This is a genomic window from Mucilaginibacter sp. 5C4, assembly GCF_034345625.1.
GTDB classification, from domain to species: Bacteria; Bacteroidota; Bacteroidia; order Sphingobacteriales; family Sphingobacteriaceae; genus Mucilaginibacter; species Mucilaginibacter aurantiaciroseus.
This window is the reverse complement of record NZ_CP133775.1, coordinates 1039546-1065521: the sequence shown is the minus strand read 5'-3', so window position 1 is coordinate 1065521 and position 25976 is coordinate 1039546. Positions and strand designations below refer to the sequence as shown.

26 protein-coding genes are annotated in these 25976 nt (G+C 43.6%); 13 read left to right on the top strand and 13 right to left on the bottom strand.

From position 1 onward, the window contains the following. Nucleotides 1-15: 15 nt before the first annotated feature. Nucleotides 16-1140, bottom strand: coding sequence for a glycoside hydrolase family 26 protein (locus RHM67_RS04885; protein ID WP_322231003.1), 1125 nt, complete (start codon nt 1138-1140; stop codon nt 16-18). Nucleotides 1141-1424: 284 nt separating this feature from the next. On the opposite strand from RHM67_RS04885, the gene RHM67_RS04880 reads away from it, so the two are divergent. The 4 genes from RHM67_RS04880 (at nt 1425) to RHM67_RS04865 (ending at nt 4514) form a co-directional block, all read left to right on the top strand. After that, a complete protein-coding gene (locus RHM67_RS04880; protein WP_322232172.1) occupies nt 1425-2153 on the top strand; it encodes an ABC transporter permease in 729 nt (242 codons plus the stop codon). Nucleotides 2154-2156: 3 nt separating this feature from the next. Then, nucleotides 2157-2930 (top strand): ABC transporter ATP-binding protein, encoded by a 774-nt coding sequence (locus tag RHM67_RS04875; RefSeq protein WP_322231002.1) that lies wholly within the window; start codon nt 2157-2159, stop codon nt 2928-2930. Between the two features lie 18 nt (nt 2931-2948). Next, nucleotides 2949-3938, top strand: a complete 990-nt coding sequence (locus RHM67_RS04870; RefSeq protein WP_322231000.1) for an MlaD family protein — start codon at nt 2949-2951, stop codon at nt 3936-3938. A 114-nt stretch (nt 3939-4052) separates the two neighbouring features. Next, nucleotides 4053-4514, top strand: coding sequence for a hypothetical protein (locus RHM67_RS04865; RefSeq protein ID WP_322230999.1), 462 nt, complete (start codon nt 4053-4055; stop codon nt 4512-4514). Nucleotides 4515-4621: 107 nt separating this feature from the next. Here the strand turns inward: RHM67_RS04865 and RHM67_RS04860 are convergent, their stop codons facing one another. Then, a complete protein-coding gene (locus tag RHM67_RS04860; protein WP_322230998.1) occupies nt 4622-4837 on the bottom strand; it encodes a hypothetical protein in 216 nt (71 codons plus the stop codon). Then, entirely contained in the window at nt 4834-5220 is a 387-nt protein-coding gene (locus RHM67_RS04855; protein WP_322230997.1) for a hypothetical protein, read from the bottom strand. Before RHM67_RS04855 ends, RHM67_RS04860 begins: the two co-directional genes overlap by 4 nt. Nucleotides 5221-5423: 203 nt before the next feature. On the opposite strand from RHM67_RS04855, the gene RHM67_RS04850 reads away from it, so the two are divergent. From RHM67_RS04850 to RHM67_RS04840, 3 genes are all read left to right on the top strand, one after another. Continuing rightward, nucleotides 5424-5924 (top strand): sigma factor-like helix-turn-helix DNA-binding protein, encoded by a 501-nt coding sequence (locus RHM67_RS04850; protein ID WP_322230996.1) that lies wholly within the window; start codon nt 5424-5426, stop codon nt 5922-5924. Between the two features lie 141 nt (nt 5925-6065). Continuing rightward, on the top strand, nt 6066-6443 hold the full coding sequence (locus RHM67_RS04845; RefSeq protein WP_322230995.1) for a hypothetical protein: 378 nt from the start codon (nt 6066-6068) through the stop codon (nt 6441-6443). Nucleotides 6444-6521: 78 nt separating this feature from the next. Next, a complete protein-coding gene (locus tag RHM67_RS04840) occupies nt 6522-6683 on the top strand; it encodes a hypothetical protein (protein WP_322230994.1) in 162 nt (53 codons plus the stop codon). Here the strand turns inward: RHM67_RS04840 and RHM67_RS04835 are convergent. The 3 genes from RHM67_RS04835 to RHM67_RS04825 all read right to left on the bottom strand — a co-directional run bounded on the left by RHM67_RS04835 (nt 6676) and on the right by RHM67_RS04825 (nt 11968). After that, complete coding sequence (locus tag RHM67_RS04835) at nt 6676-8214, bottom strand: alpha-N-arabinofuranosidase (RefSeq protein ID WP_322230993.1); 1539 nt, start codon at nt 8212-8214, stop codon at nt 6676-6678. The two genes, RHM67_RS04840 and RHM67_RS04835, sit on opposite strands and share 8 nt — an antisense overlap. A gap of 99 nt (nt 8215-8313) precedes the next feature. Then, nucleotides 8314-10491, bottom strand: coding sequence for an ATP-binding protein (locus RHM67_RS04830; RefSeq protein ID WP_322230992.1), 2178 nt, complete (start codon nt 10489-10491; stop codon nt 8314-8316). Nucleotides 10492-10744: 253 nt separating this feature from the next. Next, entirely contained in the window at nt 10745-11968 is a 1224-nt protein-coding gene (locus RHM67_RS04825) for a multidrug effflux MFS transporter (protein ID WP_322230991.1), read from the bottom strand. A 188-nt stretch (nt 11969-12156) separates the two neighbouring features. Between RHM67_RS04825 and RHM67_RS04820 the strand changes: the two genes are divergently transcribed. From RHM67_RS04820 to RHM67_RS04805, 4 genes are all read left to right on the top strand, one after another. Continuing rightward, nucleotides 12157-13464 (top strand): gluconate:H+ symporter, encoded by a 1308-nt coding sequence (locus RHM67_RS04820; protein ID WP_322230989.1) that lies wholly within the window; start codon nt 12157-12159, stop codon nt 13462-13464. A gap of 4 nt (nt 13465-13468) precedes the next feature. After that, nucleotides 13469-14266 carry an alpha/beta hydrolase gene (locus tag RHM67_RS04815; RefSeq protein WP_322230988.1) on the top strand — a complete coding sequence of 266 codons (798 nt, stop codon included), beginning with the start codon at nt 13469-13471 and terminating at the stop codon, nt 14264-14266. 96 nt (nt 14267-14362) lie between these two features. Beyond that, nucleotides 14363-14683, top strand: a complete 321-nt coding sequence (locus RHM67_RS04810; protein WP_322230986.1) for a glycine zipper domain-containing protein — start codon at nt 14363-14365, stop codon at nt 14681-14683. A gap of 285 nt (nt 14684-14968) precedes the next feature. Continuing rightward, nucleotides 14969-15328, top strand: a complete 360-nt coding sequence (locus RHM67_RS04805) for a response regulator transcription factor (RefSeq protein ID WP_252757778.1) — start codon at nt 14969-14971, stop codon at nt 15326-15328. Nucleotides 15329-15525: 197 nt separating this feature from the next. Here the strand turns inward: RHM67_RS04805 and dnaK are convergent, their stop codons facing one another. The 3 genes from dnaK to ispG all read right to left on the bottom strand — a co-directional run bounded on the left by dnaK (nt 15526) and on the right by ispG (nt 20188). Then, a complete protein-coding gene (gene dnaK, locus RHM67_RS04800; RefSeq protein ID WP_322230984.1) occupies nt 15526-17472 on the bottom strand; it encodes a molecular chaperone DnaK in 1947 nt (648 codons plus the stop codon). Nucleotides 17473-17679: 207 nt separating this feature from the next. Beyond that, nucleotides 17680-18168 carry a hypothetical protein gene (locus RHM67_RS04795; protein ID WP_322230983.1) on the bottom strand — a complete coding sequence of 163 codons (489 nt, stop codon included), beginning with the start codon at nt 18166-18168 and terminating at the stop codon, nt 17680-17682. A 4-nt stretch (nt 18169-18172) separates the two neighbouring features. Then, entirely contained in the window at nt 18173-20188 is a 2016-nt protein-coding gene (gene ispG, locus RHM67_RS04790) for a (E)-4-hydroxy-3-methylbut-2-enyl-diphosphate synthase (protein ID WP_322230981.1), read from the bottom strand. A gap of 101 nt (nt 20189-20289) precedes the next feature. On the opposite strand from ispG, the gene RHM67_RS04785 reads away from it, so the two are divergent. Then, on the top strand, nt 20290-20442 hold the full coding sequence (locus tag RHM67_RS04785; RefSeq protein WP_322230980.1) for a hypothetical protein: 153 nt from the start codon (nt 20290-20292) through the stop codon (nt 20440-20442). Between the two features lie 80 nt (nt 20443-20522). Then, complete coding sequence (locus RHM67_RS04780) at nt 20523-21344, top strand: hypothetical protein (protein WP_322230979.1); 822 nt, start codon at nt 20523-20525, stop codon at nt 21342-21344. On the opposite strand, the gene RHM67_RS04775 is transcribed toward RHM67_RS04780, so the two are convergent. From RHM67_RS04775 to RHM67_RS04760, 4 genes are all read right to left on the bottom strand, one after another. Next, complete coding sequence (locus tag RHM67_RS04775) at nt 21345-22208, bottom strand: NAD(P)-dependent oxidoreductase (RefSeq protein WP_322230978.1); 864 nt, start codon at nt 22206-22208, stop codon at nt 21345-21347. Beyond that, entirely contained in the window at nt 22205-22768 is a 564-nt protein-coding gene (locus RHM67_RS04770) for a phosphotransferase enzyme family protein (protein ID WP_322230977.1), read from the bottom strand. Before RHM67_RS04770 ends, RHM67_RS04775 begins: the two co-directional genes overlap by 4 nt. A gap of 176 nt (nt 22769-22944) precedes the next feature. Continuing rightward, nucleotides 22945-24276: a TldD/PmbA family protein gene (locus RHM67_RS04765; protein ID WP_322230975.1), complete on the bottom strand. Its 1332-nt coding sequence runs from the start codon at nt 24274-24276 to the stop codon at nt 22945-22947. A gap of 3 nt (nt 24277-24279) precedes the next feature. Continuing rightward, on the bottom strand, nt 24280-25917 hold the full coding sequence (locus tag RHM67_RS04760) for a TldD/PmbA family protein (RefSeq protein WP_322230974.1): 1638 nt from the start codon (nt 25915-25917) through the stop codon (nt 24280-24282). Between the last annotated feature and the right edge of the window lie 59 nt (nt 25918-25976).

The following is a 25976-nucleotide window of genomic DNA, read 5'->3' as shown; positions in this document are numbered from 1 at the left end:
TTTACCGATTGAACGCTACGGTGCAGATACATATCGCCCATAAACCCCTAAACGCGCCAGCCTGTTCTCAAATATCATGCGTGGATCGGCATAAAATTTCTTAAAGTCCTGCTCGCTCACCTGGCCGGGGTATGGCACAAAATAATGATCGGGCCGGCCGTTACGCCATGCCATTACGTAGGATATTTTGTGTTTGGCAAGGGTTGGCAAAAGCACTTTTGTCCACCAGTCGGCCTGTGGTATTTGCTCGTAACCGGTTTCGGGCAGGCAGGCAAGCTTATGTGTTTTGGCAGCAACGGCGTCTACTATGCCCATGCGCTCGTCCAGTTTTTGCTGGTACTCGGCTACGTTTTTATAACAGTAATTATCAAAGCCAACAAAATCTGTATAAGTATCACCCGGGTATCGCAGCATAAAATCGGCTTCGCTGTCAAAATCCGCCGCCGAATACACAATGAGCAGGTTATGCAGCTTTTTGGTGTTACGCATATAATCAATGGTGAAACGCCATAACTCCTTAAATTCCCCGGGAGTGCTGGTATTGGCGCACCACCAAAACCAACTGCCCGTAAGCTCATGAAACGGGCGGAACAGGATAGGGATTTGCTCACCGCTCCCGCCTTTTAAACCGGCTAAATAGTTTGCCCCTTTCTCCAGCCACCTCACATATACATCGTGGTATGCGCCGCCGGGTAAAATATCTTTAATGGTACGGTTCGTGGTATCCCAGGCGGTTTTGCCATTGGTTGGGTTATCCATATGCCAGCAAAAAGTATTGATGCCGCCGCGATCATATGCCTCGCGCACCATCTTTTTTTGCTCTTTAAAAAGCATCCCGTTAATATCGCGTGTGCTGTCGTGTTCTATTTTAGCGAGGTCCCAGCCGTACATAGCGGGGTATGATCCGGTAACATCTTTAACATCAGACCGTCCCTCCTCGTAACACCAGCCTATGCCGTAAGCGGTATCATCATGGTGGCCGAAGATGGTGCCCGCTCCTACCAATCGCTGCATACTATAATACAGTTGTTTGGTTTCGTATGTGGCCTGCTTATCGCAAGGGTTATATAATTGTGCCGTAACTGATGTACCACGGGTTAATAAGATGATGATAATGGCGTAACGGTAAATGGTTTTCATGCTGATATCAGATGCCCTAAAGTAGCACAAATTATTAAACCTGCACCTTTTCGAATTTTATTTGTATTAATTATAGCGGTGGTTTTGCAGCCGGTTATTATTGTGTATTTTAGATAATTATTACATTTAGCTAAATATCTTTTAAAAGAAATTGGGGCTTTCAAGTATCTATATCTTACATAAGTTATACCTTTGCCACATTAATGGATAGCGTAGATACATCTTTAAAACCTGCACCAAAACGTTTTACAAAAACGCGGAGTAAACTGACAGAATTTTTTTTAATGCTGCACAGGGTATATGCATTTATCCTGCGCTTTTTTAAAGAGGTTTTTTTACCACCTTACGAGTTTAAAGAGATTGTAAAACAATGTTATGAAACCGGTGTAAGGTCCTTCACGCTGATTACACTTACCGGTTTTATTGTGGGGGTTATTTTTACCAAACAAAGCCGCCCGTCGTTAACCAACTTTGGTGCCGAGTCGTGGTTACCGTCGCTGGTATCCATCGCTATCATGAAAGCCCTTGCACCACTGGTTACCGCGCTTATAGCTGCAGGTAAGGTTGGCTCAAGCATTGGTGCCGAGCTTGGCTCGATGCGTGTTACCGAGCAGATAGATGCCATGGAAGTATCGGGCACAAAACCTTTCAAATTTTTAGTTTGTACGCGGGTTATCGCTACCACTATCACCATACCATTGCTGGCAACTTACACCGCGTTTATAGCGCTTTTAGGTGGTTACTTAAACGTTAGCCAAAACGAGGGCACCAGTTACGCCATCTTTATGGAGCAGGCTTTTGAGCCTTTAACTTTTATTGATTTTTGGGCATCACTTATCAAGGCCATAGTATTTGGTTTTACCATTGGTATTGTGGGATGTTACCAGGGTTATAATTCTACTAAAGGCACCGAGGGTGTTGGTAAAGCGGCAAACGGCGCGGTAGTTACCGCCATGTTTTTGGTGTTTATTGAGGAAGTTTTAATTGTACAGATAGCCGGATGGTTCCGCTAAATTATGGAAAAGCAAAAGGCAAATATTGATAAGACTAACGAAGTAATTAAGCTGCGCGGGGTTGAAAAATCTTTCGCGGATTATGACGTGCTCCGTGGTATCGACCTTGACCTTTCTCAGGGCGAAAATTTAGTGGTTTTAGGTCGTTCCGGGACGGGTAAATCGGTATTAATTAAGCTAATATCCGGATTGTTAACGCCTGATGCGGGTACGATAGAAGTTTTGGGCAAAGAGGTAACCAACATTAGCGAACGCGATCTTGAAGAACTTCGTATCCACATTGGTTTCTCTTTCCAAAATAGTGCCCTGTACGATAGTATGACGGTTCGTAAGAACCTGGAATTCCCGCTGGTGCGTAACCGCAAGGGCATCACCCGGCCCGAAATTGATAAAAACGTAGCCGAAGTATTAGAGGCCGTAGGCCTTTCGCAAACTATTAATCAAATGCCGTCAGAGCTATCGGGCGGGCAGCGTAAACGTATAGGTATTGCCCGTACGCTTATCCTTAACCCCGAAATAATGCTTTATGACGAGCCAACCGCCGGCCTGGACCCAATTACCTGTATCGAAATTAACGAACTGATAAACGAGGTTCAGCAGCGCTATAATACATCGTCGATCATCATCACGCATGACCTTACCTGCGCCAAAATGACCGGCGACCGTGTAGCGATGCTACTTGACGGACAGTTTCAACGTGTGGGCACTTTTGATGAGGTATTTAAAACTACCGACCCGCGCGTTACCCCTTTTTACGATTATAATTTTATACAATAGATATTAGTACCCTATATAATGGATGCAGCAGAAAATAAAAGATCAATAACAGTGGGCGTGTTTGTACTGCTCGGCGTGGCCGTGTTTGTAATAGGCGTGCTTACCCTTGGCGGCCAGCAAAAAAGTTTTGTTAAAAGCATAACCATCAGCTCGATATTTAGCGATGTTGCAGGTTTAAAAAAAGGGAATAACGTTTGGTTCTCGGGCGTAAAGGTGGGTACCATCAAAAACATCCATTTCACCGGCCCGTCGCAGGTTGATGTGATCATGAGTATCGAATCGAGCACGCAGCAGTACATTCACCGTAATGCAGGTGTACGTATCAGCAGCGATGGTTTAATAGGTAACAAGATCATCGTTATTGACGGTGGTTCGCCGCAGGCACCTCCTATACAGGATGGTGCTGTGCTACAGTCAGAGAAGTTGTTATCTACCGATGATGTGCTGAAAACCCTGCAGCAAAACAACCAGAACTTGCTGGCTATCACTACTGATTTTAAACAATTAAGCAAACAGATACTGGCCGGAAAGGGCACTGTAGGCACTTTACTGGCCGATAGCACCATGGGCAACCAGTTAAAACAAACCATGCGCAATTTACAGGCTGCCACCCAAAACGCGGCGAATATGTCATCTCAGCTAAATAACTTCAGCAATAAGATGAACACCAAAGGGGGCTTTGCCGATAACCTGTTAACTGACACAATTACCTTCAACAAAATTCGTGGATCTGTTATCCGTTTAAAAGAAGCCGCGGATAATGCCAGCATTTTAACGGATAACTTGAACAAGGCCAGCAACAAACTTAACACGACAGACAACGCCCTTGGTGTACTTTTAAACGACCCCAAAGCGGCCGTTAAAGTACAAAGCACCATCAATTACCTGCAGCAAAGTTCTATCAAACTAAATGATGACCTGGAAGCTGTTCAGCATAACTTTTTGTTAAAAGGTTTCTTTAAGAAAAAGGAGAAAGCCAAACAGGATAGTATTAAAAAGGCGATGTAAGAAATTCTTACTTTACAATACTGAAAGCGACGGGTTAATGACTGTCGCTTTTTTTGTTTAATCAAAACCATCGCCCCACTCACCTGTTCCTTAAATACAATAACAAAAATGATCATGCAGAGCAGGAAACCCGTTTGGCAAACTTTAGGACTAGGTGCAGTGGCAGGTGTAAGGGCAAGCGCGGCACCGGCAATAGCCAACTATTACAGCAATGGGTTTCACTCCAGCTCGCTAAGCATAGTTAGGTTTGTGCACGCTCCAATCACCAGTATTGCAACTTCTTTGCTCTCTGCCGCAGAGAAGGAAAGAAAGAGATCAGCAAAAACAACCGATCATATTGATATGCGCCAGTTAGGCCTGCACGTAGCATCCGGCGCATTTGCGGGCGCGGCTATCTTTCGCAAAAACAAGCAAAGTATATTTAAGGGAATGTTAATTGGCGGGGCTGCAGCATTACTTACAGGTGTTGCCGGTTTCTACATCCGTAAACATGCCGATAAACTGCCTGATATTGTACCGCAGTTTACAGGTGCTTTTACCGATGCCTTTGCGTTTAGCAGTGGCGTTACTTTGTAGATATTACTCTGTAAGTTTTGGTGGTTACCGTTTTTCAAGCGATAATTTCTGATACTTCTTCAGGCAGGCATTGAGGTAATTAGCCAGGTTAAAATCTTCCTCCGTTACTATCTTGGTGGTAGAGTAGGGGTGTATAGGTTTATAAAGTTGGTTAGATCCTCGCCCGTTAGCGGAATATATTGAGCGATGATCTTCGGCTGAAATACCGCCTGGATCTTATCCATAATCGCATATTTCTGTTGCAGCACTTCAAGCTTGGTTTTCTTTTTCTCATCTTTCTTCCACCACCATAATCGCCATATAACACCGCCTTTATAGTTCAACTTGTCATCGTGTGTAAATCAGCTGTTGTGCGTGAAACCTTGGGTCGTAATAGGTTTTTGGTTTCGGTAGTGGCAATGTTGACCTGGTTCAGTGCGTTGGTAAAAGAATCCATAAATATTTCCTGCTCGTTCATTTTGGTTAAAACCAGCGTATCAACCTGGTAAGTAAAGCCTTTAAGCACCAGCAAGGCGCCAATTTTAGCGGGGGTAGTAAAATCCCCGCTAAAATTGGTGAGCGTAGTTTTCTTGTTATTCAGGTTATCTACCCTAATCCCGGCCAGGCCAATGCGGGTTTTATTCTCGAACACGCGCGCCTTTAATGTAGTTTGGGCATTAACCGCGGTTGATATTAAAAACGCGAAAAGGATAAGGTAGCGTTGCATAGTTTAAAACTATGTAAAGGGCGCAACAATTCGCAAAGCAGTATGGATGTTTAACTTAACATTTCCCTGTCAGAAACAAGATGGTTTCAGCAGAAAACGATTCCATAGAAGAAATTTTTTAACTAATTATTCTTTTTTAAAATATATTTAGAACATTATAAATACTTTTTGCTTACCCTTACTAACAAACTAATTAATTAAACTTGAAACAGCAGTTAATACATACTGAAGCTTCATTACCCACAATTAAGCAAAGCAAGCATAGTTTATACACTAACTATGGCGCAATGCTATTGGGTTATATCAAGGAAGTGGTAAAAGAAATTGCCATTGCCGAGCAATACCTTATAGAGGTTTTTAACGACTTGCAGCATAAGGATATTGAAGAGATACTGGCACCCGGCGCAAATGCTTTCCTGCGTTTACAGCAGTTGGCCCGCAAAAAGCTATCATCATTTATCAGCACGGTTGAAGATTGTGCCGACCAGGTAGAAATAACCACTAAGAAAGCGATACAAAGCAATAAGTTTATTGAAATGATGAACCAGGAGCAGCAACTTGTTTTTTGTGGAGTACATTACCATGGCAAAACAACTGCTAAATTGGCTACCGAGTTAAATAAGCCCGAAGATACCATCAGGCAATTACTAAGAGAATCGTTTACAATTATCAGGAAAAACCGTAATGATACAGCAGTACATTAATAGCGGCATATTAGAAGCTTATATAACAGGTTCTGCCTCCGAGCATTAGGTGCATGAACTGCTGCAGATGAAAGCTAAATAACCTGAGGTAAACATTGCTTTACAGGAATTGGAAACAGATATGGAACTGCTTGCCAAAGCATGGCCGGTACCCCTCCTGTACATACCTGGAACAAGATCTCTGCCAGTATCGACGAGACCATCCTGCGCCAAACAAGCGACGCTGAGCCGTTCACGGCGTGCGAGGGAACTAATCACAAAAATTTTACGAAGCCTGATAAGGGCCAGCAATACATTGAGGTTGAATCTGAGAACAACCACATGAAAGTGCATAAAACGTGGAAATTTATTTTCGCCGCTGTGTTTGTGTTGGGTAAGATATTCCTGGGATGTGCCATCTACTTTTACCTGGAGAACAGGCAGGCCCAACAGCAGTTTCAAGAACTGAAGACCGAGCTTCGCCAGTTAAAAAAACAATCCTTCCTATTATCTTTTTTCCTGATATCGCTTGCCCGATAGGTATTTAAACACATTAAAAATTAAGTTTTTGTAAACATTTTGCACACTCAAAAGTTATTTTAACAGGAGGAAATGCACATGACAACATCACAAGGCAGACCGGCCGCCGCAAAAAAGGCCATCGCAAAATCACCATCACCCGGTAATAACAATCTGGAAACAGAAATGCCGTTGAGCGAAAAAGACGAGGTGAAAAAAGCGGAGCGAAAAACAAATAAAGCCGCGAAAAAATCTACTTAAGTTCTAACATCACCACTGATTTTGCCGGGATAGTTACCTTAAGGTCATCCCCGTCTTTTTTTGCACCGGTAAAATTGTTGATGTGCAATTTAGAAGGCTGCTGAAAGGTATTTACATCTGTAATGTTAGCAGAGGTAAGTATCTCACCGGTTACTGCCGACCATTTGAGATCTTTTAACTGTGTGCTAATGCTAACCGCTTTGTTCATATCAACGTTAACTAAAGATATATGGATTTTCCCTGTAGCATCCTGCGAAGCGGAAACGTTTATGGCCGGGATGTTTTTGCCGTTAACATCATAATACGGCGATTTTAGGTTTATGGCTAAATACTTAGCATCCTGGTGCACTTTGTACATATCAAATACATGGTATGTGGGTGTTAGCAGCATCTTAGCTTTATCGGTAAGGATCAATGCCTGCAGTACGTTAACTGTTTGGGCCAGTTCGGCCATTTTTACCCTATCGCAGTGGTTGTTAAATATATTTAAAGTAGTTGCGGCTATCAACGCGTCGCGCAGGCTGTTTTGCTGGTATAAAAACCCGGGGTTGGTGCCCGGTTCGGGGTCGGTCCAAATCCCCCACTCATCAACTACCAGCGCCACTTTTTTATCCGGGTCATACTTATCCATTATGGCCGAATGTTTATTAACCAGTTCTTCCATTTTAAGGCAGCTTACCATGGTATTAAAATACTCCTGCTCGGTAAAACTGGTTGCCGACCCTTTTTTGCCCCAGTTACCGGTAGGTATGGTATAGTAATGTAACGATAACCCCCACATCATATTAAGAGGGATATTTTTCATGCATACTTCCGTCCAATTATAATCAAAGGAATTTGCGCCGCTGGCAATCTTTTTTAGCGGTGTACCCGGGTAATCCCTTGCATATGTAGCATACCGCCTAAACTGGCCGGCATAAAATTCAGGGGTCATTTCGCCGCCACAGCCCCAGCTTTCGTTACCTACGCCCCAAAAGCTAACTTTAAAAGGTTCGGGATGGCCATTTTGGGCACGCATTTTAGCAACTGTGCTGCTACTGCCCGAGTTTAGATACTCTACCCATTTAGCCATCTCTTCTACCGTGCCGCTGCCAACATTACCGGCAATGTATGGCTCGGTGTCAAGCAGCTTACAAAGTGCTAAAAATTCATGTGTGCCCAAGCTATTGTCTTCGGTTACACCACCCCAATTGGTATTAACCATTTTAGGCCTTTGCATACTGGGGCCAATACCATCGCGCCAATGATATTCATCGGCAAAGCAGCCACCCGGCCAGCGCAGGTTAGGGATCTTTATTTTCCGTAAAGCGTTAACTACATCCAGGCGTATCCTGTCCTGCTTTTTTACCGGCAGGTTTTTATCAACCCAAAAACCATCATAAATGCCCCGGCCTAAATGTTCGGCAAACTGGCCGTAGATATGCCTGCTAATAGTTTGCCCGGTATTGCTGCTGATGGTTAAGCCGGCCGCATTTTGTGCAAATGAGTTTGCATGCCAGCACAGGAGGATAAAAAGTAGGGTTTTTCTCATGATGATAACCGTGTAATTACGGTAATAAACATAACGGTAATTATTAAAGAAAACAATTACACTTGTTATTTACCAAAAGCTGCAGTTGTAGCAAATCTATTATCCTACTAATTCACTTTTTTTTTGCAAAGCGGCGGCAACGTTATCTATCAGGTTTTGTTCAGAAAATGGTTTTAATACCACACCACTCATCCCTACAGACAAATACTTGTCCCTGTCCTCTTTAAGTACGTTAGCGGTAAGGGCTAAAATAGGCACTTCGCCTTTTTTAGTATTGCCGTTGGTACGGATAACCTGGGTAAGTTCTATACCACCCATTTCCGGCATTTCAATATCTGTAAGTACAATGTCGTAATGTTTATCTTCAAAAAGCTGCAGCGCTTCGCGGCCGTTATAGGCAATATCAAAGCTTATCTTCCATTTTTTAAGAATGGTACTTACCAGTAATACATTTAGTTTGTTATCCTCAGCTATCAATACGTGTCGGCCTGCAACAAACTGTTTGGGGTCAAACTGGGCTACAACTTCTTGTTGCTTAACACATGCCCCCTTTTCTGCAACATCCATTGGCAGCTTAAAGTTAAATACCGACCCTTTGCCTACTTTACTGGTTACTTTGATACTGCCGCCTTGTAACTCAATGATTTTTTTACAGATGGCGAGGCCAAGCCCCGTACCGCTATAATTAGCTGTTTTTTGTGCCGATGCCACCTGCGAGAACTCTTCAAATAGTAGCGGTAAATGCTCTTTATCGATACCCAAGCCGGTATCTCGCACTTGCACATTCAAGATCTGCTGGCCGGGTTTGCCTTCAGTTAAAAACGCAGTAATGGCAACCTCGCCAATGGTGGTAAATTTAATGGCATTACCTACCAGGTTCATAATTACTTGCTTCAACCTAAAACAATCGCCGTTAAAGCAAAAGTCTTTGACGAAGTTTATATCGTGCTTTAAGGCAATATTCTTTTTACCTGCTTGCACCTGCATACTGGTGGCAATTTCCTGTATTGCCTTAAACGGACTAAAGGGCGAAGTCTCGAAATTCATTTTACCGGTTTCGTACTTTGAGAAATCCAGGATCTCATTAACAACCTCCAGCAGCATTTTTGACGAGCTGCGGATGGCGTTGCTTTGCTCGGTTTGTGTTGCAGTTAAGTTACTTTGTGTTAGCTGTTCCGAGAAACCGATAATAGAGTTCAAAGGTGTACGGATCTCGTGGCTCATGCTGGCTAAAAAGCGGCTTTTAGATTGCACGTGTTTTTCGGCCATCTCGGTATAAACAACCAATTCCTCCTCGTTACGGAAGATCTTCCAGATGTTATAAAGTATAATAACTACAACCGTAGTAAGCAGCAGAAACATAATGCCCGATAACCTTTTAAACTCGTACAATACGGTAGAAAGGTTGCTGTTCATCTCTTCCCGGCTACCCACTATGTATTGCTGCTCAGCCACTTTGTACTTTTTAAGACTACCAATGATCTGGCTAATTAAACGGTTGTTTATCTCCAGCATCTCGCGCTCGTTGGCACGCAACTTATTGTTGGCATCGTATATTTTAGTGTAATATTTATTGTAGGCCTGTGCCACTTTAGGGCTGGCTGTCATGGTGGTAATAATGGTATCCGTACGCCTTGTTAACAGCACAAGTTTATTACCCTCTTCTTTTTTCTTTTTATCGAAAACAGAAAACAGGCGACCAAATAACTTCTTTTTTTGCTCAGGCGTTTTGGCAATGGCCACCGTTTTAACAGTATCTATGCGTACCTGCGTTTTTATACGCCTTACTACAGGTTGTTGTATTATCTTATTGTCCTTATCCTTTAAAGCCTCATTTATCTTTTTAGCCGACCGCATCAGGCTATCAGATAAAGCCATCAGTTTAATATAGCTATCGGTTTTTAACTTCTTCTCGCTAACCAAGTTTCCCAGTTCGTCATCACCAGATAAATTAGCGGATTTTTTATCGTTAGAATTGATGGCCGTAATAATTCCGCGTACATTCTTGATCTGCCTTGCAAACTCGTTTGAATACCATTTGCGCCCGGTAAGGGCATACATACGGCTGCTGTTATCGGCACTATAAAGTTCAACAATACAGCTATCTATAAGGGATGAGTTTTCGCGCGCGTTTACCATCTGCTGGAAATTTCCGCGCAGTTTTTCGGCCTTGTTATAATGCAGGTATAAATAAAATGCGCTGCCAAACAACACTACTATGAGCATTACAATTAAGGCATAACGTAGGATAGATATTTTTTTTACACCGGCAATCATGAGGGGGGCTTTTCGTATAATCTTGTATCAACACAACCAAAAGTTGTAAATAATACAACTGTTAGTTTTTATTATCGTGCTGTTTGCAAGGCTAATGCCACACTAAAGTATTATTCCATACAGGAATATCTTTTAGCTTATTATGCAGCTTTTGTTACAAAACGTCCCATTTTAGTATGGTACGATGCTGTTCATAATTGTAGGCAATATTTTAAAATATGCACTATTAAAATAACGCTACTGTTAAAAAAGTTTAGTGTGCGGCAAAGGACCCGCCGGTGCACTCAACCCTCTCATTGATATTTCGGCGGCCTATTAGTACGATAAATAAGGCCAGTGACGATGCCGCCAGCATAATAGCCGACATGGGTATAGAAGATTGACTTTTGAACAAACTGATCCCTACAGATACAACCGACCCTATGCACATTTGGAATGCGCCTAAAAGGGCTGATGCCGTACCCGCGTTTTTCTCAAATGGCGCTAAGGCTAACGCCGATGTATTTGGGCTGGTAATGCCTACGCAGCACAATACCAAAAATATCATGGCAATGGTGCCCACAAGCCCAAGTATGTTTTGCACAGATCCAACAACGAATAAAGCCGAAATAATTACCATTGCAATAAGCGCGGCATTAACTATTTGCGCGCTTTTGTATTTTTTAACCAGTAAACTATTTACCTGGCTGGAACCAATAAAACCTACCGAAAGGATAGCGAAGATCCATCCGTAAACTTTGCTGCTCACGTTAAATACTTCCATAAATACCAATGGCGACGAGGAGATATAAGCGAACAACCCCGAAAAGGCTACACCCCCACTAATGGCATAAGTATAAAACTGCGGTGTTTTAATAACGGTTATAAAGCCATTGATGATGGGCTTTGGCTTAAGGGAGTATGTTGGATCGGGCTTATAACTCTCCGGCAAAAAGAAGATAACCGCAAGGCTTATCAGCACGGCGATAACCGCCAGGATAAGAAAAATCAATTGCCAGCCAAAAGCGGTTGTCACATACCCGCCAACTGTAGGCGCTATCATGGGCGATGCACCCAAAACCAATATCAGCAGGGCAAAAACCTTGGCGTTATCCTTCACCGGGAAAATATCGCGCACCATAGTGATAGATGCTACCGATGCCGCGCAACCGCCAATGGCCTGGATAAACCGCATAGCGATAAGCATCTCGATACTTGCCGAAAAGTAACAACCTATTGACGCTACAATGTATAATGCCAAACCAAAATACAAAGGTGGTTTACGCCCGTATTTATCCAACAGCGGCCCATAAAGCAACTGCCCGGCAGAGATCCCGATAAAAAAGCTGGAAAGCGACAATGCCACATTCTCGGTACTGGTATGCAAGGATTTTGCAATATCCGGGAAACCCGGCAAATACATATCTATGGAGAAAGGCGCGAGTGCGGTAAGCGAGCCTAATATCAGGATCAGGAAAAAATAGCGTTGGCTTGTCATCCCTGCAAATAAACGAAGTTTAATTGAGTGAACGGGGTAAGGCAATTGTAAAATAGTTTACTACCAAACCCTTAACTGATATTGTTATGAAAGATGAACACTTAACACCATACAATTAATATAATTACTACTTTAGTTGCACCGGCCCCGCCGGCAAGCAATGCATTTATAAACCTTAATATAAAATAATGCTGGTTATACTGTTCTGTATAGTACTGCTCATATTACTGGTTAGCTGGGCTAAGCTAAACCCTTTTTTGGCGTTCCTGCTGGTATCCATCACCGCGGGTTTAATGTTGGGTATACCTATCAATAAAGTAACCGCATCGGTACAAAAAGGCATTGGCGATATACTGGGAAGCCTGCTTATTATTATATGCCTTGGGGCCATGCTGGGTAAACTGGTTGCCGCAAGTGGCGCCGCCCAAAAAATTGCCGAAGTACTGGTTAATGCCGTTGGGCAAAAATACATTCAGTGGGCATTGGTGGCAGCAGGGTTCATCATAGGCATCCCCCTGTTTTACGGGATAGGCTTTGTGCTGATGGTACCGCTCATATTTTCTGTAGTGTATAAGTACAAGCTACCCGCCGTTTGGATAGGCCTGCCTATGATTGCGTCGCTGTCTGTTACGCACGGCTTTTTACCTCCGCACCCATCGCCATCGGCATTGGTAGCTTTATTCCATGCAAATATGGCTACTACATTTGTGTATGGTCTTTGCATCGCTATACCAACAATTATACTTGCCGGGCCTGTATTCGCGAGTTTTCTAAAAAAGATCCCATCAGAACCATTGGCAACCTTCCGTGCCGAAGAGATGCCTGCCGATAAACTACCAAGCGGCTTTATCAGTTTTTTTACCGCGCTGCTGCCGGTGATGTTACTGATGCTTACGGCTTTCTTCCCATATTTGGGTGTTACAAATGAAAAAGCCTTAAAAGTGATGGCTTTCCTTGGCGACCCTTCTATTGTTATGCTGATAGCGCTTATCGTAGCTACTTATACGCTTGGTATAAAACAAGGCCGCAATATGAGCGAGTTAGGCGTTAATTATGTGGATGCCGTAAAAGATATATCGCTGATCCTGCTAATCATCGCCGGGTCGGGAGCCTTTAAAGAGGTGCTAACCACCAGCGGAGTAAGCAACGAAATTGCCGATAGCTTAAAATCCTTTAATATGCCGCCGCTTGTTTTAGGTTGGGTAATAGCTGCTATTATCCGCGTAAGTTTAGGTTCGGCTACTGTTGCGGGGCTAACTGCCGCCGGCATAGTATCATCATTGGTAGTTAGCGAACATGTAAATCCTAATTTAATGGTCTTATCTATCGGTGCAGGAAGTTTGGCGTTTTCGCATGTAAATGATTCAGGCTTTTGGTTATTTAAGGAGTATTTTAACCTGAGTATAAAGGACACCTTCAAATCATGGTCGGTGATGGAAAGTTTAGTATCTGTAATAGGCCTGGGTGGTGTTTTAATTTTAAACCTGTTTGTTTAATGTTATGAAGAGGATCTTATCAGCACTTATTTTAACCATTGTTTGCAGCGTTAACCTGCACGCCCAAAACCCGGAGGGTAAATTGTTCACGTCCTTCGACAGAACAAAGATCTATTACGAGGTAAAAGGCACAGGCTTCCCGGTGATATTGTTGCATGGCTTTACCGGCACCAGCCAGGGTTGGAAGCATGGCTCACTTTACCCGGCATTGATTGACGCGGGTTACCAGGTAATTATACTGGACCAACGCGGTAACGGCCTTTCCGGCAAGCCCCACACCGACGCGGGATACAGCAACGATGCAGAAGCCAAGGATGTAATGGCATTGGCAACCAGCCTCGGTCTTAAGAGATATAGCGTTGTGGGGTACTCGCGCGGGTCTATCATTACGTCGCGCCTGATTGTGCTTGATAAACGCATTAACAAGGCCGTAATGGGTGGTATGGGTGCCGATTACACCAACCCCGAATGGCCTCGACGAATCCACGCTTATAAAGCTTTAATGGGCGATACCACCATGCATGATGTGGATGAGATGATGGTTTGGATCCATAAAAACAAGTTTGATAACCTTGCCCTGGCCTACCAGCAAAAAAACCAGCCAAGCACCAGCCCTAAAGAGCTTGCGGCGGTTAAAATACCGGTGCTATTGATAGACGGGACAGAAGATACCACCAACGGCGATGTCACCGTTTTACAGAAAATGATACTTGGTTCTAAGTTCGTTACCGTACCCGGTAACCATAACAGTGCAGGCAATACTATACAGTTTTCGGCAGCGATACTTAATTTTTTAAAATAAATTTTAAACCATTGGCATTTTTACGGCTCTATTAATATGTAAGCTTTACTGGCTTGCTATTTGTTAAAGTTTTTCATATTTATAAAGATACATACCATGAAAAGATTGATCATATATGGAGGCTTGTTACTATCATTAACCACAACTGTTAATTTTAGTGCCCAGGCGCAAGAGAGTAAAGGAATAAGTAAACAAGGTAAAGGCGCCATTATTGGTGGTGCGGGTGGTGCTGTTGCAGGTGCCCTTATAGGTAAAAGCGTTGGTGGCGCCGTAATTGGTGGTGCTATTGGTGCAGGTGGTGGTTACATTATTGGTAACGAAGCCCGTAAACGCGAAGAGAAAAGAAAACACGCCGCATGGCTGGAACGCCGCGGCGCATGGAAACGCAACCATCCAGGTAAGGCATATCCTTATTAATCATATTTAAAGCCCCCGTTTTATCAACGGGGGCTTTTTTGTGCCTGTATTTTTTCTACATATACATGGCAAGCAACTCATTATCTTATTTTATAACATAATTTATTTTTAAAACTATAGCTATACTATTTTTTTTAATATAAATAAATGTCTTACATTTGGCTCATAGCTGATCAATTACCAGATATTATTAAGCTACGTTTCCGTACCAAGATACTGCCTTCATATATTTTTCATCTTACTTTAATATCTTTACTTACTTTTTAATTTAGTTACTCATTGGTTATGGTGAAGCGCATTTTAGTATTGGACGACAATCAGGATATTCTGGACATTGTTCATGAAACGCTTACGTACGAAAACTTCGATGTAAAAAGCACCGGGGCGAGCGAAAATGTTATGCCCTTTGTTGAAGAATTTAAACCCGACCTGGTTATTCTTGATTATCGCGTAGCGGGCCAAAACGGCGGCGAACTTTGCCGTAGTATTAAAGCACACCCCAAATTTGGTAATGTACCTGTTATTATATTCTCAGCATATATTAACCACGAGGCCGACCTTTACGCCTATGGTTGCGACGCAATCATTAACAAACCATTCGATTTAACTGAGTTGGTTGATAAGGTAAATAATTTGATATCTTAAGATAAAAGACTTTATATAGAAAGGCCATCCGTTAGCTAACGGATGGCCTTTCTTATTTTAATTATGTCATGGTGGGCTTGTCGAACCATTACCAAACTATACAGGGCGGATAAGTCTTCGACAAGCTCAGACTGACAATCTACACCAACAAAAAAGGCCCCGAAATTCGGGGCCTTTTTGTTTATATATCGGGCTGATTATTTTACTTCTTCGAAGTCAACATCTGTTACATTGTCAGCATTACCTTCCGGTTTGCCACCTGCAGGCTGACCTGCGTCAGCACCCGGCTGTTGTCCGCCTTCGGCAGATGCTTTGTACATATCTTCAGATGCAGCAGTCCATGCAGCGTTTAACTCTTCCTGTGCTGGCTCAATAGCAGCAAGGTCTTTAGCAACGTAAGCTGTTTTCAATTTTTCTAAGCCGGCTTCGATAGCGCCTTTTTTATCGGCAGGGATCTTATCACCATACTCTTTCAATTGTTTCTCGGTAGAAAAGATCAGGGCATCAGCAGAGTTCAGTTTTTCAACTTCTTCTTTTGCTTTTTGATCCGATTCAGCATTAGCTTCAGCTTCGTCTTTCATCCTTTTGATCTCGGCATCGGTTAAACCAGATGATGCTTCGATACGGATCTTTTGCTCTTTACCGGTAGCTTTATCTTTTGCAGATACATGTAATATACCGTTCGCGTCAATGTCGAATGTTACTTCAACCTGAGGCACACCACGAGGTGCAGGAGGTATACCATCCAGGTGGAAACGGCCTATGGTACGGTTACCCGCTGCCATTGGGCGCTCGCCCTGTAGTATGTGGATCTCAACAGATGGCTGGCTATCTGACGCTGTAGAGAATGTTTCTGATTTTTTAGTAGGAATAGTTGTGTTCGACTCGATCAGTTTTGTCATTACACCACCCATAGTTTCGATACCTAATGATAACGGGGTAACATCTAACAACAATACATCTTTAACCTCGCCGGTTAACACACCACCCTGTATAGCTGCACCAATGGCAACAACTTCATCAGGGTTAACACCTTTTGACGGCGCTTTGCCAAAGAATTTTTGTACTGCATCCTGTATAGCCGGGATACGAGTTGAACCACCTACCAGGATAACTTCGTCGATATCTGAAGTGCTGTAACCTGCGTTTTTCAAAGCAGTACGGCAAGGCTCAATAGTACGTTTGATCAAGCTATCAGCCAATTGCTCAAATTTAGCACGGCTTAAAGTTTTAACCAAGTGCTTAGGGCCTTCGGCACCAGCAGTAATATATGGCAGGTTGATCTCTGTTTGAGTAGAGCTTGATAATTCGATCTTAGCTTTCTCTGCAGATTCTTTTAAACGTTGCAAAGCCATTGGGTCTTTACGCAAGTCAACACCTTCGTCGCTTTTAAATTCGTCTGCCATCCAGTCGATAATAACCTGGTCAAAATCGTCACCACCTAAGTGAGTATCACCATCGGTAGATTTCACTTCGAACACGCCATCACCTAACTCCAGTACAGATACGTCATGCGTACCACCACCACAGTCAAATACCGCTATCTTCATGTCCTTATGTGCTTTGTCCAAACCGTAGGCTAGGGCAGCAGCAGTAGGCTCGTTAATGATACGGCGAACTTTTAAACCTGCAATTTCACCAGCTTCTTTAGTTGCCTGGCGTTGTGCATCGTTAAAGTATGCAGGAACGGTAATAACCGCTTCGGTAACTTCGTGGCCTAAGAAATCTTCAGCCGTTTTCTTCATTTTTTGAAGAATGATAGCAGAGATCTCCTGAGGAGTATATTTACGGTCGCCAATTTCAACACGAGGGGTGTTGTTGTCGCCTTTAACTACTTTGTAAGGTACACGGCCAACTTCAGTAGTAACTTCGTTGAAGTTGTTACCCATAAAGCGCTTGATAGAATAAATAGTTTTTGTTGGGTTTGTAATGGCCTGGCGTTTTGCCGGGTCGCCCACTTTACGCTCACCGTCGTTAACAAAAGCTACAACAGAAGGCGTAGTACGTTTTCCCTCGCTGTTAGCAATAACTACAGGTTCGTTACCTTCCATTACTGATACGCAGGAGTTTGTTGTTCCTAAGTCAATTCCAATTATTTTAGACATATTATGATTTTTTTTTCTTGATAATAAATGCTTCCACACCTATTTATCAATGCCTGTGCCAATATGCATTTGGCAGAAAAAATAATGGTAGGGTGTCAGTTAACTTACAAACCGTCAGTCTAACTTACCTTTCGGTGACAGGTTGGCAGGTGTTTAAAGTGAAAATCTGATAGGTAAAAGAAGATATATCTTAATTTCCCAAGGCAATTAAGATCGTTTTCAAAAGTTCTTTCCGCTACAAAAATGTTATTTGCAATCTGGAGTATCCTTCCACTTATCCTTGTAAATTTTAATGATGGCTTCTGCTTTTTGCAATTCTCCGGGTTTCAAATAGCTTTTTATTAGAACACGTGTTGTTGTGAATTTTTGCCTTGCATCGTACTCTGCTGCAAGCATTGCCCACATATAAGCTTTAACGTTGGCATCTTCAGCTATTGAACCAAAGTAGTTTGCCGCTAAAGGCCCCATTGCTGCGGATTGTTTCTGTTCCGCAGCCATAAGCAACCAGTGGCGGGCGGTTGTATCATTTTGGCTATCAGCAGAATACATATAAGAAAAACCTACAGCAAATTGAGCTATGCAGTTACCTTTCTCGGCAAAAGGCCTTAATTTCGAAATTGCTTCCTTAAAATTTTTTGAGCCGAACGCTATAAGTCCTTTATCAAAATCGCCCTGTTGCCCAAAGGATTTAAGGACAACAAACATCAGTAAAAAAACCGTAATCTTCTTTCTCATCACTTTATTCCGCAGGCTCTATCCAGTTACCATCAACTTTAATAATGTCAATAAGCTCATCAAGCGCGTTGGCAGAACTGATATTCTTTTTTACCGCTTGCTGGCCGCGATACAGGGTAACTTTATCCGTACCCGAGCCCACGTAACCGTAATCGGCATCGGCCATTTCGCCGGGGCCGTTTACGATACAGCCCATGATACCGATCTTTAATCCCTTCAAATGGCTCGTCCTGCTGCGGATCATCTGGGTGGTTACCATCAGGTCAAACAGGGTACGGCCGCAGCTTGGGCAGGAAATATATTCTGTTTTGGAAATGCGCGAGCGGGTTGCCTGCAGTATCCCAAAAGCGGTAGAAGTAATAATATTAGTGGGCACCTGCGGCGCATCTATCCAGATGCCATCGCCAAAGCCATCAACTAATAAAGCGCCCAAGTCGGTACCGGCATATAGTTGTAAGTTCTGTGTCTTAAGTTCTAAATCCTCCGTATCAAAAGCGTAGCTACGCTTGATGATCACCGGCACATCCAATTCCAATGCCTGTAATTTCAGGAAAAACGCGCGTTGATCGGCCATGCCGTGATGTTCGGTTGTTTCCAGTACGAAAACTAAGCTTTTATCAAGCGGGATCAAACCAAATGCTTCGCTGTCCAGATCGGCTTTTTTTATGCGTACAAGGTTTAGCGCAGATGTACGGTCGGTACCATCACCTACATATTCATCCAGCGTAAACACCGGGTGACAAAGCATTTTATTAGCCAGCTTTTGCCAGGTTGTATAATTGTACAGCTGCTTTAAATTTCCCGGCAGGGTAAACGACGGCAAGTTATCAGCCAGATAAACAAAATCTACCGATTGCTCGGCCATATTGTATTTATCCAGCAGTGCTGAGTAGAGGTAACCTGCATCATTCATCACCGCGGGGGCTTTTAAGTTAGCGGCAGACAGATCTACAACGACCCTTGGCACCATGTGCCCGCCTATAAAGGCATTAGCCTCATAGGTTTCGCGTTTTTTGTATTCGTAGGGGGAGTGAGCCCCCTCTGAATCTCCCCCGGTTGGGGAGACTTTTTTTAAGCCCCTCTCCCCCGGAGAGGGGTTTGGGGTGAGGCTTCGCTCAGTATATCTCTTCACCAGCGCAATAGCCACGGGTGCTTCTGCTTCGGGTTCTTCGGTTAGGGACACGCGCACGGTATCGCCCAGGCCATCTTCCAATAAGGTACCGATACCTACGGCAGATTTAATACGGCCATCCTCGCCGTCGCCGGCTTCGGTTACGCCGAGGTGCAGCGGGTAGTTCATACCTTCGGCCACCATGGTTTGTACCAGCAAGCGGTAAGCCTGTACCATTACCTGCGGGTTGCTGCTCTTCATGCTCACTACAAGGCTATAATAACCCAATATTTCGCACATGCGGATGAACTCCATCGCACTCTCTACCATCCCCTGCGGGGTATCGCCATAACGGCTCATGATACGGTCGCTCAGCGAGCCGTGGTTGGTACCAATACGCATGGCAGTGCCATATTCTTTACAAATATTTACCAGCGGGGTAAACTTTTGAAAGATACGTTCCAACTCGCCCTTGTACTCAAGGTCGGTATAATCTAAAGTATCGAATTTCTTTTTATCGGCGTAGTTGCCGGGGTTCACGCGTACTTTTTCAACAATACGTGCGGCTACCTCGGCAGCGTTCGGGGTAAAGTGGATATCTGCAACTAACGGCACGTTGTACCCGCGTTGACGCAGTTGTTTTTTTATCTCGGCAAGGTTATTTGCTTCCTTAATGCTGGGCGCGGTAATACGCACGTACTCGCAGCCGGCATCAACCATGCGGATGGTTTGCTCAACCGTACCCATGGTGTCCATGGTATCGGTAGTGGTCATGCTTTGTATGCGGATAGGATTATTGCCGCCCATTGGCACATCGCCAATAGCAACCTCGCGGGTTACAAAACGGGAATAGTTTGTTAATGAGTTACAATAACGGCCTTGCAGCATTTTCACAGCATCAGCATTCATGCAGGGATGGAATTAATGAGATGCAAAAATACGAAAGAAGTTTGAAGGTTTAAGGTTGTTTATGTTGGCAGGTTGTAAAGTTATTTTCTTAAATTTAATTCATGGATGAAAAGAAATACATCGAAAATCAAACCCATTTAGCATCATGTCTAACTGATAATTATAAAGCTATGATTGATAAAATGCTTCATGAAGAAATCAATAACGACATAAGCTATATACCTGCCGAAAAGATTAAAGACAAATATTTTTAATAATTAATAAGAAACTTATTGTGTCATTTAGACAACAATAGGCCTATAATTCCCTATCTTGGGTTTATTAACACGTCTACATGAAAAGGATCTTCTATCTCCCGCTTATACTCAGTATTTTCCTATCGTGCAAAAGTAAAACAGGTGATACCGACCAGGATACAACCTTGGCCGGCCGACTGGACCAGTCCCAGGATTTGATACACCAGTTTAAACCGCTGATCAGTGGCGTGTGGGTGAAAAAGGATTACGTTAAAAAAGTAAAGAAAAGCAAATCGCCGCTGGAGGCTGTTGAAAAAGGCACGGGCATCACAGTAATGTATATTGATACGGCACAGCTAAAGGGTGATAGCATTATAGTACCCGTTGTAATAAACAACCATGAAGGCACTAACTCAGCATTAAGATTCCAGGCTGGTAAAAACACTACTACTATCGAACTTGGCGACGATGAGTTAAGCTATAAGGTAAAAAATGGTGATACCACGCTAATTATCTACAGTTACAACAACCAAACTAAAGAAACTAATACCGCACAATACATTAAAGCTATGCAAAGCAAACCTGCAGGTGGCTTAACCGAAGGCATGAACCTGATGATCAACCAGGCCATCCTATCCGGCAATTACGAAGGCACGGACGCTGTAGGCAAAAAGATAATTGCCAAATTTAACGACAACGGAAAAGTAACCGGTTTACCGGGGCTTACGACCTACTTCGTACAAAACGACCATATTGCCGACCCACAACACAGCCACGACGAGATTATTTTTAACCTGAACGCTAAAGATCAAAAGGCATATTCATTCATCATTAATAAACGCACCTTAAGCCTTTATGATAATGCCGATAAAATTCAGTCTAACAAACCTGCCTACAGCCTAAAAAAGAAGCGGGAATAGTTACTTAGCGCTATCCAGATATTTATATATAGAGATAAGATCTTCGTCGCCAAAATTTTCGCTGGCCGCTTCAAATGTTTTTAATGCCGCTTCACCTAATGGGGTGGTTAATCCAATATCCCGCGATAGTTTCAAATCTTTCACAATATTTTTAAGGCTGAATGCCGCTTTAAAATTATCGTTTACAATAGCGTCGCCTTTTATTTTTGTGTATGGATTGGCAATGGCGGCATTCCCTATCAGGTTCAATAAAATTTCGGGTTTTATCCCATTGTTTTTGGCAAGGATAACCGCCTCGGCTAAGCCCTGGGTATAAAAGCTCAATAAAGTATTGATAGCAAGTTTGGCCGCATTACCCGCGCCAACTTCACCAACGTTAACCGCTAATTTACCAATGGTTTCTAAAACTGGTTTTACTTTCTCAAATACTTCAGCATCTCCGCCGACCATGATAACCAATTGCGCGGTTTCAGCTTGTTTAACACTGCCGGATACCGGTGCATCTAAATAATCCAAACCCTGCGCTTTACACAATTCAGCCATTTCTTTACTGATAGCGGGAGATACGGTGCTCATATTGATGATTACTTTACCGTTAACATCAGCCTTTAACAAACCATCTTCGCCTGTAAATATTTCGCGGATAGCCTTATCGTCGGTCACCATAATGATCACCACACCCGTCTGTTGCAAAAGTTCTTTGGGGGTTGATGCAGTGGTGGCGCCTTGCTCCTTTAGTTCGGCCTCTTTATTTTTATGGCGATTATAAACCGTTACCGGATAACCTGCCTTTAACAATTGCTGCGACATAGGGTTGCCCATTAGGCCAAGGCCTATCCAGCCAATTTTTATTGTATTTGTCATGATGGGTTAACAGTATTTGTGGTAACAACGTTTTCGTCGAAGTATTTTTTTACAAGCAGATTAATAAATCGTTTCAAATAGGTTTTGTTAAAAAACACATTCGACCAATTATCAAACCGCTGCGCCTGAATGCTAAGATAAAAGAAATACATGCTTACTCCTAACACAGGCAGCAAGCGATTTTCTTCATCAGTTATTGTAATAACACTTTCATAGCCGGTTAAAAAGTTATTCAGTTTTTCCGTGCGTTCGGCTTCCACCTTCTCCGTACTATTCAATTGCAAAATATAGTAAGCAATATCGTAACACAGCCAGCCATTCCCGCAGAAATCAAAATCGAATAAGTTGATCTGCCCCTCTTTGGTGATGTTGAAATTATCGAACCTAATATCCATGTGGGTAGCGCCTATTCTTAGTTGCGATTTATCTGCTTTTCCCAATTCGTCCAATAGAAACTTTTGGGTTGATAACATCCATTGCATTTCCTCGCTGTCGGCAGGCAGAAATTCCTTGAGATACTCCAATGGATCCTGCAATATAACCTTTGGCGTGTACTCCACCCTTTGTAAGTAGCAGTTGCGCTAAACCCATATTTGTCCTGCAAAAATAAATCAACGTACTTTGATGATAATGTAGAATTACTGACCCGGAAGATTTGCATGATAAAAGTTTTGGGGCTACAAAGAAACAAAAACGCCACTGCTTTTGGCAATGGCGTTTGATATTTTATTGGTGACTACACCGCGTCTGACAGTGAACTAAATGTAAAGTCCCTGATCTTCATTGGTGGGATAAGGTAGCTACGGTAGCTTTCTACGCTGATGCTGCGTTCCTGCTTGCCAAGGGCTTCGAGGTTGTTCAGCATAATTACCGGGCTCTCGTTAAACCTGAAGTTTTTTACCGGGAACATGATCTTACCGTTCTCGATATAAAACGTACCATCACGGGTAAGCCCTGTTAACAGTAGCGATTGCGGGTCCACCATGCGGATGTACCATAACCTCGAAACCAGGATGCCTTTCTCGGTACCTTTTATTAGCTCCTCCAGGCTTTGCGTGCCGCCCTCCATAATAATATTGCTTGGGCCGGGGATAGGTTGCACGCCTTTCTTTTGCGCCCAAAAGCGCGAGTACGATAAATTTTTCACCACACCTTTATCAATCCACAATGTTTTCTTTCTTGGCAAACCATCGCCACCCCAGGTTGAGCCGGGCAAATCAGTATTAAATGGATCGGAGTAGATGGTAACTTTAGGGTCAACCAGTTGCTCTCCCAAACGGGTACCGCCACCTTTTTTACTCAGGAAGCTACGGCCTTCCTCCGCGCTGCGCGCGTCAAAACGGAACATATTTTCCAGCATATAGGTTGCCGCCACGGGCTCTAATATCACGGTGTATTTTCCGGGCTCAATAGCCCTTGCACCAACAGATGCATTGGCCTTCATGCAAGCTACGCGGGTTGCAGAGGCCGTATCCAGTTTAGCTACATCGGTAAAGCCACGCGCTGCGTAACCGGATGTGGTACCGCCTTCGTTACGGGTAGTAACCGAAAAGGTAACATCGCTGCTTTTATTGTAAGCGAACAAGCCTTTTGAGTTCATTACAGAGTTAAACCCGCTTGAATTTTCAAGGAAACCTGCCGCGAACAGTTTAGCTTCTTTGGTTACCTGTAAGCTTTTGCCCACCATTTCGGCACGGCTTTCGGGCGTCATGGCGGCGGTATTGGCGTTATAAGTGATGGCTTCTTTAAACTCGCTTTGGCCAAGCATCGGCATGTACTCCGAATTTTCGGGAGCAAGCTGTGCCAACTCTTCCGACCGGCGTACAACGCGCGCTAAAGAGGCATCATCAAACTGATCGATAGTTGCCGAACCTGCTTTTTTGCCATAAACAGAGGTTACGCTAAGCCCAACCGTGCTGATATCGCCGGCTGTTGAAACCGCGTTTAACGCATAACGTACGTTACCGCCCTCGCTGCCGCTAAGGCCTACTTCACACTCGTCGGCTTTTGAATAGCTAAGCACTTTCTTTAATAAAGCCTGTGCTTGTTCTTTTGTATATATAGGCATATGTTATCCGATCTTTCTTTTTGTGTTAATTACATTAACACCGTTAAACCTTGCTGTTGACGACCCGTGCGATACTGCGCTGCTCTGGCTCGGCTGGCCCTTACCATCATTAAACGAACCACCAAGGCGGTAATCGCGCTCATCGCAAACCGCGTTGCACGAGTTCCAGAACTCCTGGGTATTGGCCTGGTAAGCCACATCATTAAGCATACCTACTATTTTACCTTGTTTTATCTCGTAGAACAGTTGCCCGCCAAACTGGAAGTTATAACGTTGCTGATCAATTGAGAACGACCCATCACCAATAATATAGATACCTTTCTCTACATTCTTGATCATATCATCAACCGCAAGCGGCGTTTTACCCGGCTGTAACGATACGTTAGGCATACGCTGAAACTGTACATCCTGCCAGCTTTGCGCGTAGCAGCATCCCTGCGATTCTTTCAGGCCAATAATATGTGCCTGGTCGCGGATGGCCTGGTAGTTTACCAGCGTACCGTCTTTAATGATATCCCACTTCTTAGTACCAACGCCTTCATCATCATAACCAACCGCACCAAGCGAACCAACTTCGGTTTTATCGCCCGTTACGTTTACATTTTTACTGCCGAAATTAAACTTGCCCGATTTCCATTTATCCAGAGTAAGGAAACTGGTACCGGCAAAGTTGGCTTCGTAGCCCAACACACGGTCAAGTTCGGTTGGGTGGCCTACCGATTCGTGGATAGTTAACCAAAGGTGGCTTGGATCAAGCACCAGGTCATATTTACCCGGCTCTACCGTTTTGGCGGTGATCTTTTCAGCGGCTTGTATGGTGGCGAACTTCATATCCTCCATCATATCGTAACGCTTTTTGTAGCGTGGCGTAATCCCGGCAATCGTTTCAGAAGCCATCGGCACCAGGTATTCGTAACCCATACCAACCGGCGAACTTAACGAGCGACGGGTTTGGAAAGAGTTTGTGGCGCTATCTATCTTGGTAACGTTAAACGACGGGAATAATCTGTGGATATCCTGATCGATGTATGAACCATCTGTAGATGCAAAGTATTTTTGCTCGTTAACCGCAAATATGGTGGAGTTTACAAAGTTGGCACCGCCACCCATCGCTATGGCATTCGCGCCAAGCAGCAGGTCTACCTTTTCTTTTATAGGCACCTCAAAGGCGTTTTTTTCGATAGGTGTTTTCCAGCTTACTTCGCCATAACCTTTTTGCGGGGCCAGTTGTACCGGCGCACTGCCCAATTTAGCATTAGCCTTGGCAACGGCAACGGCACGTTTGGCGGCTTTGGCTATACCCTCTTTAGTTACCTCGTTTGTTGCGGCAAAGCCCCAGCAACCATTGGCAATAACACGGATGCCGATACCATACGATTCGGTATTGGCAACGTTTGTTACGAGGTTTTCGCGGGTTATTACAAACTGGTTCAGGTAACGGCCTATGCGCACATCAGCATAGCTTGCGCCTGCGCTTTTGGCGGTGTTAAGCCCAACATCGGCCAGTTCTTTTTTGATGCGCACATCAACGCCCTCAAGCGCCTGCTGCACATCAATGTTTTTACCAAAGCCATTTAACGACGGCAGCATCATAGCCCCCGCGCCAACGCCGGTTAAAAAAATAAAGTCTCTTCTTCTCAAAGTTTGTCCTCCAAAAAATTAATTTCAAATGATAGCCTCTCCTAAATCCTCTCCTTTGG